This window comes from Nocardioides luteus (genome assembly GCF_015752315.1).
In the GTDB taxonomy this organism is placed as follows: domain Bacteria; phylum Actinomycetota; class Actinomycetes; order Propionibacteriales; family Nocardioidaceae; genus Nocardioides.
The window spans coordinates 2,203,862-2,217,903 of the sequence record NZ_JADOVJ010000001.1 but is presented as its reverse complement, the minus strand read 5'-3'; the positions used below and the strand labels follow the sequence as shown (position 1 = coordinate 2,217,903).

General features: G+C 70.5%; 11 protein-coding genes. 2 read left to right on the top strand and 9 right to left on the bottom strand.

The features are described 5' to 3' along the window. Positions 1-59 precede the first annotated feature (59 nt). Together xylB and xylA are read right to left on the bottom strand one after the other, a co-directional pair. On the bottom strand, positions 60-1,454 hold the full coding sequence (gene xylB, locus HD557_RS10620; RefSeq protein WP_196873867.1) for a xylulokinase: 1,395 nt from the start codon (positions 1,452-1,454) through the stop codon (positions 60-62). Between the two features lie 10 nt (positions 1,455-1,464). Continuing rightward, positions 1,465-2,619: a xylose isomerase gene (gene xylA, locus HD557_RS10615; RefSeq protein WP_196873866.1), complete on the bottom strand. Its 1,155-nt coding sequence runs from the start codon at positions 2,617-2,619 to the stop codon at positions 1,465-1,467. 139 nt (positions 2,620-2,758) lie between these two features. Here xylA and HD557_RS10610 point away from each other — a divergent pair, with 139 nt between their 5' ends. Then, positions 2,759-3,940: an ROK family transcriptional regulator gene (locus tag HD557_RS10610; protein ID WP_196873865.1), complete on the top strand. Its 1,182-nt coding sequence runs from the start codon at positions 2,759-2,761 to the stop codon at positions 3,938-3,940. 7 nt (positions 3,941-3,947) lie between these two features. Here the strand turns inward: HD557_RS10610 and HD557_RS10605 are convergent, their stop codons facing one another. The 4 genes from HD557_RS10605 to HD557_RS10590 form a co-directional block, all read right to left on the bottom strand. After that, the gene (locus tag HD557_RS10605) at positions 3,948-6,359 is read right to left on the bottom strand and encodes a beta-xylosidase/alpha-l-arabinosidase (protein WP_307785588.1); all 2,412 of its coding nucleotides are present in this window, start codon (positions 6,357-6,359) and stop codon (positions 3,948-3,950) included. Between the two features lie 14 nt (positions 6,360-6,373). Then, positions 6,374-7,222, bottom strand: coding sequence for a carbohydrate ABC transporter permease (locus tag HD557_RS10600; RefSeq protein ID WP_196873864.1), 849 nt, complete (start codon positions 7,220-7,222; stop codon positions 6,374-6,376). Beyond that, complete coding sequence (locus HD557_RS10595; RefSeq protein WP_196873863.1) at positions 7,219-8,088, bottom strand: carbohydrate ABC transporter permease; 870 nt, start codon at positions 8,086-8,088, stop codon at positions 7,219-7,221. Before HD557_RS10595 ends, HD557_RS10600 begins: the two co-directional genes overlap by 4 nt. Before the next feature lie 147 nt (positions 8,089-8,235). Further along, a complete protein-coding gene (locus tag HD557_RS10590; protein ID WP_196873862.1) occupies positions 8,236-9,525 on the bottom strand; it encodes an ABC transporter substrate-binding protein in 1,290 nt (429 codons plus the stop codon). A 159-nt stretch (positions 9,526-9,684) separates the two neighbouring features. On the opposite strand from HD557_RS10590, the gene HD557_RS10585 reads away from it, so the two are divergent. After that, positions 9,685-10,716, top strand: a complete 1,032-nt coding sequence (locus HD557_RS10585) for a LacI family DNA-binding transcriptional regulator (RefSeq protein WP_008356895.1) — start codon at positions 9,685-9,687, stop codon at positions 10,714-10,716. 79 nt (positions 10,717-10,795) lie between these two features. Here the strand turns inward: HD557_RS10585 and HD557_RS10580 are convergent, their stop codons facing one another. From HD557_RS10580 to HD557_RS10570, 3 genes are read right to left on the bottom strand one after another with little or no spacing between them, the layout of a single operon-like run. Beyond that, positions 10,796-12,070, bottom strand: coding sequence for a sugar ABC transporter permease (locus HD557_RS10580; RefSeq protein ID WP_196873861.1), 1,275 nt, complete (start codon positions 12,068-12,070; stop codon positions 10,796-10,798). Beyond that, positions 12,067-12,816, bottom strand: a complete 750-nt coding sequence (locus HD557_RS10575; RefSeq protein ID WP_008356899.1) for an ATP-binding cassette domain-containing protein — start codon at positions 12,814-12,816, stop codon at positions 12,067-12,069. The genes HD557_RS10580 and HD557_RS10575 overlap by 4 nt, the downstream gene beginning before the upstream one ends. Continuing rightward, on the bottom strand, positions 12,813-13,934 hold the full coding sequence (locus HD557_RS10570) for a sugar ABC transporter substrate-binding protein (RefSeq protein ID WP_008356901.1): 1,122 nt from the start codon (positions 13,932-13,934) through the stop codon (positions 12,813-12,815). Before HD557_RS10570 ends, HD557_RS10575 begins: the two co-directional genes overlap by 4 nt. Positions 13,935-14,042 lie beyond the last annotated feature (108 nt).

The following is a 14,042-nucleotide window of genomic DNA, read 5'->3' as shown; positions in this document are numbered from 1 at the left end:
GGTCCGGTCGGCCGAGAGGTCAGCGGGTGACGTCTCGGCCGACCGGGGTGACGCCTCGGCTATACGCCTTCGGTCAGATCGCGGACCTCGGCGTAGCGGGAGCGGACGGCGGGGTCGGGGTCGGCCTCGTACGTCTCGGTCCCGGCGAGCTCCCACGACGGCGGCTCCTCGCCGCCGGCGAGGGTCCAGGCGGCCTGGCGGGCGGCGCCGTCGGCGACGTACTCCCCCGGCTCGGGGACGAGGACGGGGTGGCCGAGGACGACGGGGGCGAGGCGGCGTACGGCCTCGGAGCGGGCACCGCCGCCGACGAGGAGCACGCGGTTGACCGCGACGCCCTGGGCCTTGAGCGCGTCGATGCCGTCGGCAAGGCCGCAGAGCAGGCCTTCGACGGCCGCACGTGCCAGGTGGGCAGGCTCGGCGGTGGCGAGCGTCAGGCCGTGGATCACGCCACGGGCCGAGGGCCGGTCGGGGGTGCGCTCGCCCTCGAGGTAGGGCACCAGGACGAGGCCGCCGGAGCCCGAGGGCGCCGAGAGCGCCAGCCGGGACAGCTCCTCGTGGCTCACCCCGAGCAGCCGGGTCGTCGCGTCGAGGACCCGGGCGGCGTTGAGCGTGGCGACCAGCGGCAGGTAGCGACCGGTGGCGTCGGCAAAGCCGGCCACAGTCCCCGAGGCGTCCGAGGTAGGCGTCTCCGAGACCGCGCAGGCGACCCCGGAGGTGCCGATCGAGACGACCACGTCGCCGGGCCGGGCACCCACGCCCAGGGCCGCGCCGGCGTTGTCGCCGCAGCCCGGACCGAGGAGGGCTCCGGAGGACGTGTGCCCCGCCGACGCCGTCGGCGCGAGCACCTCCGGCAGCACGACGTCGTCGCGCCCGAGAGCTCGTTTGAGCAGGTCGCGACGGTATTCGCCGGTCACCGCGGAGTAGTAGCCGGTGCCGCTGGCGTCGCTCCGGTCCGTACGCAGCGCCTCCAGCCCCGGCGCACCGGCGAGCTTCCAGGTCAGCCAGTCGTGGGGCAGACACACCGCCGCCACCCGAGCCGCCGACTCAGGCTCCTGCTCGGCGAGCCAGCGCAGCTTGGTGGCGGTGAAGCTGGCCACCTGGACGGAGCCGACGGCGTCGGCCCAGGCCGCGGCACCGAGCTCGGTGTTGAGCGCGGTGGCCGCGGCGGCGGAGCGGGTGTCGTTCCACAGCAGCGCGGGACGTACGACCTCTCCGGCCTCGTCCAGGCAGACCATCCCGTGCTGCTGACCGCCGACGGAGACCGCGGCGACGTCGTCGAGCCCGCCGGCGGCTTCGGCGGCCACCTCGAGCGCGGTCCACCACGCCGCCGGGTCCACCTCCGTCCCCTCGGGGTGGGGCGCGGAGCCGGAGCGCACCAGCGCCCCGGTCTCCGCGTCGCGGACGACGACCTTGCAGGACTGGGTCGAGGAGTCGACCCCGGCGACGAGCGGCATGCCCTGCAACCTAACGAAGCCCGAGCAGGTGGTCCATGGCCAGCTGGTCGAGGTGCTCGAAGCTGTAGCCGTGGTCCAGCTTCTCGATGTCGTAGGCCACGTTGCGGATGTCCTCGAGCGTCTCGCCCTCGGCCAGCGTCGGCACGGACAGCTCCTCGACCTGCGAGGCCTCGAGCGCTGCCTTGACCTCCGGGTCCGCCCGGAACGCCTTGGCCCGCTCACGCAGCACCAGGTAGTTGCGCATGCAGCCCGCGGCCGATGCCCACACGCCGTCCTCGTCCTCGGTGCGCGGCGGCTTGAAGTCGAAGTGGCGCGGGCCCTCGTAGCCCTTGGTCTCCAGCAGGTCGACCAGGTTGAACGCACCGCGCAGGTTGCCGGCACCGAAGCGGAGGTCCTGGTCGAAGCGCGGTCCGTGCTGGCCGTTGAGGTCGATGTGGAAGAGCTTGCCGTGCCACAGCGCCTGGGCGACGCCGGAGGCGAAGTTGAGCCCGGCCATCTCCTCGTGGCCGACCTCCGGGTTGAGCCCGACCATCTCGGGGCGGTCGAGGCTGTTGATGAAGGCGAGCGCGTGGCCGATGGTCGGCAGCAGGATGTCGCCGCGCGGCTCGTTGGGCTTCGGCTCGATGGCGAACCGGATGTCGTAGCCCTGCTCGGTCACGTAGTCGCCGAGCAGGTTGACCGCCTCGCGGTATCGGTCCAGCGCCGCCGCGATGTCCTTCGCGGCGTGCGACTCCGCACCCTCACGCCCGCCCCACATGACGTACGTCGTGGCCCCGAGCTCCGCGGCGAGGTCGATGTTGCGCGCGACCTTGGCGATCGCGTAGCGGCGCACCTCGCGGTCGTTGGAGGTGAACCCGCCGTCGCGGAAGACCGGGTGGCCGAAGAGGTTGGTCGTGGCCATCGGCACCTTGAGGCCGGTCTCGTCCAGCGCCGCCTTCAGCTTGTCGATCTCCGCCTGGCGCTCGGCGTCGCTCGCGTCGATCGCGAAGACGTCGTTGTCATGGAAGGTGATGCCGTAGGCGCCCAGCTCGGCCAGCTTGTGGACCGAGTGCGCGACGTCGAGGTGCGGCCGGCTCGCCGACCCGAAGACGTCCTGGCCGTTCCAGCCCACGGTCCACAGACCGAAGGTGAACTTGTCGTCCGGGGTGGGGGTGTACTCCGTCATAGCCTTGCTTCCTCACTTTAGTTCACGACTCGGACTATGTAACTCCGATGAAACGCGATGCTCGTCACATTGTCAACCGGTTGCCAGCGGAAAAGTCGACTGGTTGACCTCAAGTTCAGAACTTGGTCTAATCCCATCCATGACGGTCCGAAGCGAGCCAGCCCAACATGCCGGGATGCGGGCGAGCAACCTCGCGCTCGTGCTCGGCGAGGTCGCCCGCACGGGGCCGGTCTCCCGGGCCCGGGTCGCGGCGCGCACCGGACTGACCAAGTCGTCGGTCTCCGGGCTCGTGGCCGACCTGATCTCCGCCGGGCTGATCGGGGAGAGCGGCCCGGCCGCGACCGAGCGTGGCCGGCCCGCCACGGCGCTCAGCCTGGCTCCCGGCGGCACCGCCGGCCTCGGCCTGGAGATCAACGTCGACTACCTGGCCGCCGTGGTGACCGATCTGACCGACGCTCCGCGCTACCACCATGTCGTACGCCGCGACAACCGCGACCGCGAGGTCGACGAGGTCGTCGCCGACCTCGTCGAGGTGGCCCGCACCGCCGCCGGCAGCGCGGCCGCCCAGGGCCTGCCCCTGGCAGGGGCCTGCGTGGCGGTGCCCGGCCTGGCCGTCGACGGCACCGTCATACGCACGCCCAACCTGCGCTGGCCGCGGGTCGACCTCGCGGACGCGGTCGGCGAGGCGACCGGGCTCGACGTCGAGCTGGAGAACGAGGCCAACCTCGCGGCTCTCGGCGAGATGTGGTTCGGCGGTCACGAGCACGAGGGCGGGCCCCTGCGCGACTTCGTGCACGTCTCCGGCGAGATCGGCATCGGTGGCGGCATCGTGGTCGGCGGCGAGGTCTTCCGCGGTGCGCACGCCGGTGCCGGCGAGCTCGGCCATGTCGTCGTCGCGCCCGACGGACCGCGCTGCGCCTGCGGCGGCCACGGCTGCCTGGAACGGATGGCCGGGCAGCAGGAGATCCTCTCCCGCGCCCAGGTGGCGACGATGGCCGATCTCACCCGGGCCTGCGAGGCCGGCGACCGGGCCGCTCTGGACGCGGTCACCGACGCCGGCCGCCACCTCGGGGTCGCACTCGCCTCGGTGCTCACCCTCCTCGACCCCGCCGCGATCGTGCTCGGCGGCGCGTTCGCCACCCTCGCGCCCTGGCTCGCCACCGCGACCGAGGCCTCGATCGCTCGCCACACCGGTGCCACCGCGCCGCCGCCGCTGCTCGTCTCCGGCCTCGGCAGCGACGCGGCCGTGCGCGGGGCGGCCGGCACGGTCGTACGCCGCGTGATCGACGATCCCGCGGCCTACCTGGCCCGCCGCCCCTGACCCATCGCTAGCGGGAGACCGTCGCCGTCGTGATCCGCCGGTCGGCCGTGCCGACCCGGTGGGTCTCGCCGGTGATGGTGACCAGCACCTTGTCGCTGCCCGACTCGACGGCGGCCGAGGCGGCCTCGACCTCGGAGAGCTCGGCGATGCCCTCGGCGACCGCGGTCGCGACCTTCTCGCCGGCCGAGGCGGCCACCCAGACCTCGACGTCGCCGGGCTCGACGACACGGGTGAGGCTGCGGTCGGTGAACGCCAGCCGTGTCGTGGGCACCTCGAAGCGCACCACCGCCGACTCCCCCGGCTCCAGCGCGACCCGCTGGTAGCCGAGCAGCTGCGAGACCGGGCGGACCACCGAGGCCAGCAGGTCTCGGCCGTAGAGCTGGACCACGTCCACACCGGCGACGTCGCCGAGGTTGGTGACGGTCACCTCCACCTCGAAGGTGCCCCCGGCCGTGACCGTGCGGTCGGCCGAGAGCCCGCTGTGACCGAAGGTGGTGTAGGAGAGGCCGAAGCCGAAGGGGCGCGCCGGCGTCGGGTCGGTGGCGGTGACCTCCGACGGACCACCCAGGAGGGGCTGCAGGTAGCTGTAGGGCTGGGTGCCGGAGACGCGCGGCAGCGAGACCGGCAGCCGGCCCGACGGGTTGACCGCACCCGAGATGATGCGGGCCAGCGCCGCCCCACCCTCCTCGCCGGGGAAGAACGCCTGCAGCACGGCCGCGGGACGCACCTCGTCCTCGAGCGCCCAGCCGATGGCGTACGGCCTGCCGGTGACGACCACGAGCACGACCGGGGTCCCGGTCGCGACGATCTCGGTGACCAGCTCGCGCTGGACCCCGGGAAGCTCGAGCGACTCGGAGTCGTTGCCCTCCCCCACGGTGCCGCGGCCGAAGAGCCCGGCCTGGTCACCCACGACGACGACCGCGACATCGGCCTCGGCAGCCGCCGAGACGGCCGCTGGGAAGCCGGTGCGGTCCGTGCCCTCGACGTCGCATCCGGCGACGACCTCGAGCGCGGCGCCGCCGAGCTCGGCCCGGATCGCCTCGGCGATCGTCGGCAGCTCGATGCCGAGCGGCTCCTCGGGGTAGCTCGCCATCACGTGGTTGACGAAGGAGTAGCAGCCCATCAGCGCCTCGGGCCGGTCGGCGTTGGGGCCGATGACGGCCACCTTGCCGGCGCCAACCGCCAGCGGAAGGACACCGTCGTTGCTGAGCAGCACCACCGACTCCTCGGCCAGCCGGCGCGCCAGCGCGCGGTGTGCCGGGGAGTCCAGGTCGATCGACTCCGGCGCTCCCTCCTCCAGACCCGCCCCGAAGGACTCGTCCAGCAGGCCGAGCTCCTCCTTCTGCGCCAGCGCCCGGAGCACGGCCCGGTCGACGAGCGACTCGGAGACCTCCCCGGCGCGGATCAGCGCCGCGAGCGGCTCGAGATAGGCATCCCCGCTGGGCAGCTCCACGTCGACACCGGCCTCCAGGGCCAGCGCCGCGGCCCGCCCGCGGTCGGCGGCGATCGCGTGCATCACCGCGAGGAACGCCACCCCGAAGTAGTCGGCGACGACGACCCCGTCGAAGCCCCAGGTCTCGCGCAACAGGGTGGTGAGGTGGTCGACCGAGGAGTGCTGCGGCACCCCGTCGATGTCGTTGTACGACGCCATCACCGACCTCGCGCCACCGTCGAGCACCGCCATCTCGAACGGCGGCAGGAAGATGTCGGCGATCTCGCGAGGACCCGCGGAGACGGGCGCGTGGTTGCGGCCGGCCCGCGAGCCCGAGTAACCGACGAAGTGCTTCAGCGTGGCATGCACGCCGGCGGACTGCAGCCCCCGGACGTACGCCGTCGCGACCGTCCCGACGAGATAGGGATCCTCGCCGATGGCCTCCTCGCAGCGGCCCCAGCGCGCGTCGCGGATCACGTCGAGCACCGGGGCGAGCCCCTGGTGCACACCGAGGGCACGCATGTCCGCACCGATCATCTGGGCCATCTCCTCGACGGCCTCGGGATCGAAGCTCGCGCCCCAGGCCAGCGGCGTCGGGAAGGTCGCGGCCTGCCAGGCGGCCAGCCCGGTCAGACACTCCTCGTGGACCAGGGCCGGGATCCCCAGCCGGGTCTGCGAGACCAGGCGTCTCTGCTCCTCCCACAGCCACGCGGCGCGCTCGGCCGGATCGACCGGCCGGGTGCCGTACACCCGGGTGTAGTGGCCCAGGCCGTGGGCGGTGATCTCCGAGAGACGCCGGCCGTCGCCGTCGATGTCGCGCGTCATCTCGTTGGCCATCGGCGCCACGACGTCGCCGCCGCGGTCGAGCCAGTAGCCCACGATCTGGGCGAGCTTCTCCTCCAAGGTCATCTGCGCGTGCAGGTCGCGTACGCGCTCGGAGACCTGGGGCCAGGCAGGCAGAGTCGGTTCGGTCGTTGGTTCAGTCACAGGAGGTGTCCGTTCTAGCCCTTGACCGCGCCCTGCAGGCCGCTGACGAGGCGGCGCTGGAAGGCGAGGAAGAGCACGAGGGCGGGGATCATCGCGAGGGTGGTGAAAGCGAGGACGCCGGCGGTGTCGGCGGAGTGCTCGGTGGAGAAGTCGGCGACGCCGAGCGGGAGGGTGCGCATCTTGTCCTGGAGCAGCAGCAGCGGAAGCAGATAGGCGTTCCAGGAGGTCACGAACGCCAGCACCCCGACGGTGATCATCCCGGGTGCCGACAGCGGCATCAGGATCCGCCAGAAGACGCCGATCCGGCCGGCGCCGTCCATCAGCGCCGCCTCCTCGAGCTCCTTGGGCAGCGCCATCAGGAACGGCCGCAGGATGACCACCGTCATCGGCAGCGCGAACGCCGCCTGCGGCAGGGCCACGCCCCACCAGGTGTTCGCCATGTGCAGGTTGCGGGTGATGATGATGAACAGCGGGATGATCGCCACGGCCGCCGGGAACAGCAGACCGAGGACGAAGACCATGAACAGCGCCTCGCGCCCCCGGAACTGGTAGCGAGCCAGCGGGTACGCCGCCATCAGCCCGAACACGACGGTCACCACCGTGGTGATGATCGCGATCATCGTCGAGTTGAGGGCGTACTGCCAGAACGAGGGGTTGCTCAGCACCCCGGCGTAGTTGCTCCACACCCACGGGTCGGGCAGCCCGGCCGGCTTGTCGGCAAGCTGGGCGTTGGTGCGGAAGCCGCCGAGCGCCCCGTAGAGGACCGGGCCGACGGTGATCGCGACCACGATCAGCGCGATCAGGTAGACCCACAGGTTGCCGCCGCTACGGCGGCGTGGGGTGAGATCGGCCGTCACGCTCATACCGTGTCCTCCTTGGTGTCGCGGCGCAGGATCAGGACCTGGTAGGCGAGGGCCATCGCGAAGGCGATCACGAACAGGATCACCGAGGCGGCACCTGCGATGCCGTAGTTGTGGCGCTTGGTTCCCTCGTCGATGAGGTACGTCGCCATGGTGGCCGTCGCGTCCGCGGGACCGCCCTGGGTGAGCACCCAGATCATGTCGAAGCACTGGATCGAGCCGATCATCGACAAGAAGGCCCAGGTACGCATGGTGGGTCCCAGCAGCGGGATCGTGATCCGCCACTGCGTCTGCCACCAGGAGGCGCCGTCGAGCTGGGCGGCCTCGTGGAGCTCCTCGGAGACGCCCTGCATGCCGGCCAGGAAGAGGAGCACGGCGAGGCCGAGGTACTTCCAGGTCAGCACGAGGAGCACGATCCACAGGGCGTACTCCGGGGTGCCGAGCCAGCCCTGCTCGGGCGGGGTGAGGCCGATCTGCGCGGTGAAGGCGTCGATGAAGCCGTACTGCGGCTGCAGCAGCTGGAGCCAGACGACCGCGGCGATGACCTCGGCCAGCACGTACGGCACGAAGATGATCGTGCGCAGCAGGCCCTGGCCGCGCATCCTGCGGTTGAGCAGGAGGGCGATGGCCACGCCCAGCGGGAGCTGGAGCAGGATCGAGCCGACCACGATCATCATGTTGTGGCCGACCGCGCTGCGGAAGACCTCGTCGCCGAGGACCTCGACGTAGTTCTCGAGGCCGACGAAGTCGGTCAGGTCGCCGAAGCCCTTCCAGTCGTAGACCGAGAAGCGCACCGCGGTGACGATGGGCCAGGCGACGAAGAGCGCGATGAGCGCCAGCGCAGGGGTTACGAAGACAAGGATCTCCAAGCGCTTGCGCCAGGCGTCACCACGAAGTCCGGTCCTTCCGGGACCGCCGGGTGCCCGGCGTACAGCACCTGTACGCCGGGCGTCCGATGTGGCGTGCCCTGACGCCGCGGGAGCGGCTTCGGTCACGTCGTGTGTCACAGGCTCAGCTCACTTTTCCTTGTCCGCGGCTTCCTGGGTGGCGGTGACGATGTCCGTCCCCGTGCCCTTGCCTGCGAACACGTTGACGATCGCGTCGTTCATCGCTCCGCCGACGGCCTGACCGAAGGCGGTGTCGAAGTAGAGCTGGACGTAGGGAGCGCTGTCGCGCACCTTGATCAGGTCGGCCAGGGCCGGGTCGGTCAGCGCGCCGGTCGCGTCGGGGTTCGTCGGCAGGCCCATCCCGTTCTCAGCGAAGCCCGTCTGGACGTCGGTGGAGAGGAGGTACTTGACGAAGTCGACCGAGGCGTCGGGGGCACCCTCGGAGACCGCCCAGGCGTCGCCGCCGCCCATCTGCGCGCCCGGGTCACCCTGGCCGCCCTCGATCTGCGGGAAGGCGAACCAGCCGGTCTTGTCCCCCAGGCCCTTCTTGTCCTCGGTGATGCCCTGCATCACGCCGGGCTCCCAGTGACCGGCGAGCTCCATGGCGACCTTGCCGGTCGCGAGGAGGCCGGAGGCCGAGGTCGGGCCCTCCTGGGCACCGGTGGAGAGGAAGCCGTTGTTGAAGGGCTTGTGGGCGACGATGTCGACCAGGTCGTCGCCGGCCTTCTCGAAGCAGGGGTCGGAGAAGTCGAGGCTCTTGACCGCCGAGGTCAAGACGTCCTCGGAGCACTCCCGGACCGCGGTCCAGTAGTAGTAGTGCGCGGCCGGCCAGGCGTCCTTGGCGCCGACGGAGACCGGCTGGATCTTCGCGGCCTTGAGCTTGTCGACGGCGTCGTAGAAGTCCTCCAGCGTCGTCGGCGCGGCGGTGATGCCGGCCTTGGCGAAGAGCTCCTTGTTGTACCAGAAGCCGACCACGCCGATGGAGAACGGCAGTGCGTACGTCTTGTCCTCGACCTGCCAGCCGGCGACCGAGCCGCCGATCATGTCGATCTCGTCGGCCGCGTCCTCGGACAGGTCCTTGGTCAGACCCGCCTCGACGTGGTCGGCGAGCTCGCCGCCGCCACGCTCCATGTAGACGTCCGGGATCTGCTCGGGGTCACCGCTCTGGAACGCGGCGTCGAGCTTGGTGAGCATGTCCTCGTGCGCGAAGGCCTCGACCTTGACCTTGACGCCGGGGTTGGCCTTCTCGAAGTCCTTCGCGACCTGCTCGTAGTACCCCTTTCCGGGGTCGTTGTTGGAGTTGTGCCACCACGTGATGGTGTTGTCGTCGCCACCGGAGTCGCCCGAGCCGCCACAACCGGTGGCGGCAATCATCAATCCGGCGCACAGCGCGGCGAGCGCCTGTGTCTTCCTCGACATCTTTGGACCTTCTTCGTCACAGCTCTGGATGGGGTCATGTGACTGCCGCCACATTGTCGGGTCGAGCATGGCGGTTGTCGGGCACCGATGTCAATCGTTGTCGATAACGTTTTCGTAGATGGTTATCGACAATCCCCCGAGTGGGCTACTGTCAGGGGCATGAGTACGCTCGACCAGCCCCGCCCCCGACGGGTGACGATCACGGACGTGGCCCGGGAGGCGGGTGTCTCGGTGGCCACGGTCTCGAAGGTGATCAACGAGCGCTACGGGGTCAGCGAGGCGACGGCCGAGAAGGTCCTCGCGGTCATCGACCAGCTCGGCTACCAGTCGTCCCTGATCGCCTCCAGCCTGCGCCGCAAGTCGACGGGCGTCATCGGCGTGCTCGTCGCCGAGTTCGAGCCCTACTCCGCCGAGCTGCTCAAGGGAATCTCGGCCGCCCTGGACGGCACGGGCTACGAGCTCCTGGCGCATGCCGGCCGCAGCGGCGCCCACAACCACACCGGCTGGGAGCGGCGCTCGCTCTCCCGTCTCGGCCACACCCTGATCGACGGGGCGATCGTGGTGACGCCCTCGATGATCATCACCGACGAGACCACGATCCCGGTCGTCGCGATCGACCCCCACACCGGCCCCGACGGACCGATGACCGTCGATGCCGACAACATCACCGGCGCCCGGCTCGCCGTCGACCACCTGATCGGGCTCGGCCACCAGCGCATCGGCTTCCTCGGCGGCCGCCCCGACCTGCGTTCCGCCGCGCTGCGCGAGCAGGGCTACCGCGAGGCGCTCTACGACGCCGGCCTGAGCGTCTCCGCCGACCTGATCCGGGTGGGCGGCTACCACCCCGAGGTCGCCGAGGCACCGGCTCGCGAGCTGCTCTCGCTCCCCGCCGGCGAGCGGCCCACCGCCATCTTCGCCGCCAACGACATCTCGGCCATCAAGGTCATCGAGGTCGCCGGCTCCCTCGGCCTGCGGGTGCCCGAGGACCTCTCGGTGATCGGCTTCGACAACGTACCCGAGGCCCGCGACGCCACTCCCCCGCTCACCACCGTCGCCCAGCCGCTCCACGAGATGGGCCGGGCAGCCCTCGAGCTCCTGCTCGAGCTGCTCGAGGGCAAGCAGACCGAGCGCCACCTGCGGTTGCCCGCCGAGCTGGTCGTGCGCAGCAGCACCGCACCGCCGAAACCGTAGTTCTGGCGGGCCGAGAATGTAGAAGCGGCGGACGAAACTGTCGTCTCGTCCGCCACTTCTGCAGTCTCGGCGAGGCCGGCTACACGTGCCCCGTAGCAGAGGCCCGGCGCCTGGAGAGCGCGTCGACGCTGGCCGCGACCAGGAGGACCAGGCCGGTGACCATCCAGACGGTGCCCTGGGGCTGGTCGAGCAGGCCCATCCCGTTGTCGATGACCGCGACCACGGTGCCACCGATGACGGCGTCGATGACCCGGCCCTTGCCGCCGAAGAGCGAGGTGCCGCCGATGACGGCGGCGCCCACGGCGTACAGCAGGGTCGTCTCGCCACCGGTGTTCGGGTTCACCGAGTTGGTGCGGCTGGCGATCATGATGCCGGCCATCGCCGCCATCGTGGAGCAGAGGATGAAGCACGACAGGCGCACCCGGAACACGTTGATCCCGGCCCTCCGCGCCGCCTCGGCGTTGCCGCCGACCGCGTAGACGTGCCGGCCCCAGGCGGTGCGGGTCAGCATGAAGGTCAGCACGATCAGCAGGCCGACGATCACCAGCAGCGAGACCGGCACCCCCTTGAGCGAGGTCAGCGCCGGGTTGCGGCTGCGCTCGACCGAGAGATAGCCGACCACCGCGAGCACCACGACCGTCAGCAGCCCGGTCTTGAGCGCCCACAGCAGGATCGGCTGCACCGTGAGGTTCTTGGCGCGGCGCCGGGCGTCGGTGACGTACGTCGAGGCCGCATAGCCCACGATGCAGATGATGCCGAGCGTCCAGCCGAGCCAGACCGGGAGGTTGGAGTTGTTGAGGCCGTTGATGAAGTCGTTGCGGTAGGGAATCGTCCCGCCCTCACCGATCATCGTCAGCAGCACCCCCTGCAGCCCGAGGAACGCGGCCAGGGTGACCACGAACGACGGGATCCCGAGCCTGGCCACCAGCAGCCCGATGAGCAGGCCGATCACGGCGCCGGCGAGCAGCGCCGCGACCAGGGCCGGCAGCAGCGGCCACTCCTGCCGGGTCAGGAACACCCCGAGCACGCCGGCACAGGTGCCGCCCGCGAACCCTGCCGAGAGGTCGATCTCGCCCAGCAGCAGCACGAAGACGAGGCCCATCGCGAGCACGGTCACACCCGCCGACTGGCCGATCAGGTTGGCGAAGTTGAACGAGTTGGTGAACTGCTCCGGACGCAGCGCGGAGAAGACCACGACCAGCGCGACCAGACCCAGCACCGCCGGCAGCGAGCCGACCTCACCGCCCCTGAGCTTGGCCAGGTAGGCGCGGAGGATCCCGGCCAGCGAGTTGTCGGGCATCGGGTCCGGTGACGCCGGATCGGTCACCGGCCGGTCGTCCACGTCCGCACTCATGCCGCACCTCCTTGTGGAACAACACCTGTGGTGATCGCCTCCACGACCCGCCCGCGCGTGGTCGAGGCGGCCTCGATCTGGCCGACCATGCGCCCCAAGTGCAGGACCGCGATGTCGTCGGCGACCTCGAAGACGTCGTTGAGGTTGTGGCTGATCAGCACGACGCCCAGGCCGCGGTCGGCCAGGCGCCGCACCAGTCGCAGCACCTGCTCGGTCTGCGCCACCCCGAGCGCCGCGGTCGGCTCGTCGAGGATGACCAGCTTGGAGTTCCACAGCACCGCCCGGGCGATCGCCACGGTCTGACGCTGGCCACCGGAGAGGGAGGCGACCGGCGTACGCACCGACTTGAGCGTACGCACCGAGAGACCGTCGAGCGTCTCGCGAGCCCGCTGCTCCATGGTGTCCTCGTCGACCAGCCGGAAGCGTTTCATCTCCCGGCCGAGGAACATGTTGTGGACGACGTCGAGGTTGTCGCACAACGCAAGGTCCTGGTAGACGACCTCGATCCCGAGCGCGGCGGCGTCCTTCGGACTGGTCACCTTCACCGGCTCGCCTTCGAAAAGGTAGTCGCCGGCGTCGAAGAGATGGATCCCGGCCATCCCCTTCACCAGGGTGCTCTTGCCGGCGCCGTTGTCACCGACGAGCGCGGTCACCTTGCCCGCCTGCACCGTGAGGTCCACGCCGCGCAGGACCTGCACGGCGCCGAAGGACTTCTCGACGCCGTGCAGCTCCAGCAGCGGACTCACTGAGGCACGCCGTTCTCGGTGCACAGGTCCGCGATCGGGCCGGCGCACACCTCGGCGGCATCGGCCTGACCGTCCTTGATGACGGTTCCGACCGACTCCTTCGTGACCCAGACGGGCTCGGCGAGCACCGAGGGCACGTCCTTGCCGGCCTCGGTGTCCTCCACGGACCCGGTGGCCAGCGCCGAGGCTGCGTCCTCGTCACCCTCGATCAGCGCGATCGCCAGGTCGGCGGCGGCCTTGGCCTCGAGCGCGGTGTTCTTGTAGACGGTGCCGCACTGGAAGCCCTGCAGGATGTTCTGCAGACCCTCGACCGAGGCGTCCTGGCCGGTCACCGGGATCTTGCCCTGCACCTTGTTGGCCTTCAGCCGGGCGATGATGCCGCCGGCCATGGTGTCGTTGGCCGAGACCACGCCGTCGATCTTGCCGCCGTTGGCGGTGTACATCTGGTCGAAGACCTGACCGGCCTTGGTGGCGTCCCACTCGCCCGACTGGTCGCCGACGAGCTTGTAGGTGCCGTCGTCGATCTTCGCCTTGAGCGCCTTCTCGTAGCCCGACTTGAACAGCGCCGCGTTGTTGTCGGTGGCCGCACCGTTGACGTAGACGATGTTGCCGCCCTTCTTGCCCGCGGCGGTGATGCACTCGTCGAGGCCCGCGCCCATCAGCTCGCCGACCTTCACGTTGTCGAAGGAGACGTAGTAGGACGCGCCACCGTTGAGCGTCAGCCGGTCGTAGTCGATGCTCGTCACTCCGGCGTCGGCAGCCTTCTTCAGGCAGGCCGCGCCGGACTCGGAGTCGAGGTTGGTGATGATGATGACCTTGACGCCCTCGTTGATCATGCTGTCGCAGAGCTGACCGAACTTGGCCGTGTCGCCCTGGGCGTTCTGGATCGTGGCCTTGAGGCCGGCGTCGGTGAACGCCTTCTCGAGGTTGGGCCGGTCCTGGGACTCCCACCGGGGAGACGTGGTGGCGTCGGGGAGGATCACCCCGACGTCGGTGCCGCCCGAGCCGCCCGAGTCGCCGCCGTCGTCATCCGAGCCGCCACATGCCACGAGCGATGCGGTCGACAGGGTCGCGACCGCTGCGACCGCCATCAGGCGGCCGATCTTGTGCGTGTTCATCGTCCGAACTCCTCAGTCCTGGGTGTGATCTAAGTCACGTCGGGGTGCAACCTATCTCCTCCGGCGGCGATGTGAAACGGTTTCGAGGAGATCTCGACGGCGGAATGA

What these genes read in the sequence shown, in the direction of transcription:
- xylB (WP_196873867.1), bottom strand. Translation starts at nt 1,454, where the DNA reads ATGCCGCTCGTCGCCGGGGTCGACTCCTCGACCCAGTCCTGCAAGGTC.
- xylA (WP_196873866.1), bottom strand. Translation starts at nt 2,619, where the DNA reads ATGACGGAGTACACCCCCACCCCGGACGACAAGTTCACCTTCGGTCTG.
- HD557_RS10610 (WP_196873865.1), top strand. Translation starts at nt 2,759, where the DNA reads ATGACGGTCCGAAGCGAGCCAGCCCAACATGCCGGGATGCGGGCGAGC.
- HD557_RS10600 (WP_196873864.1), bottom strand. Translation starts at nt 7,222, where the DNA reads ATGAGCGTGACGGCCGATCTCACCCCACGCCGCCGTAGCGGCGGCAAC.
- HD557_RS10590 (WP_196873862.1), bottom strand. Translation starts at nt 9,525, where the DNA reads ATGTCGAGGAAGACACAGGCGCTCGCCGCGCTGTGCGCCGGATTGATG.
- HD557_RS10585 (WP_008356895.1), top strand. Translation starts at nt 9,685, where the DNA reads ATGAGTACGCTCGACCAGCCCCGCCCCCGACGGGTGACGATCACGGAC.
- HD557_RS10580 (WP_196873861.1), bottom strand. Translation starts at nt 12,070, where the DNA reads ATGAGTGCGGACGTGGACGACCGGCCGGTGACCGATCCGGCGTCACCG.
- HD557_RS10570 (WP_008356901.1), bottom strand. Translation starts at nt 13,934, where the DNA reads ATGAACACGCACAAGATCGGCCGCCTGATGGCGGTCGCAGCGGTCGCG.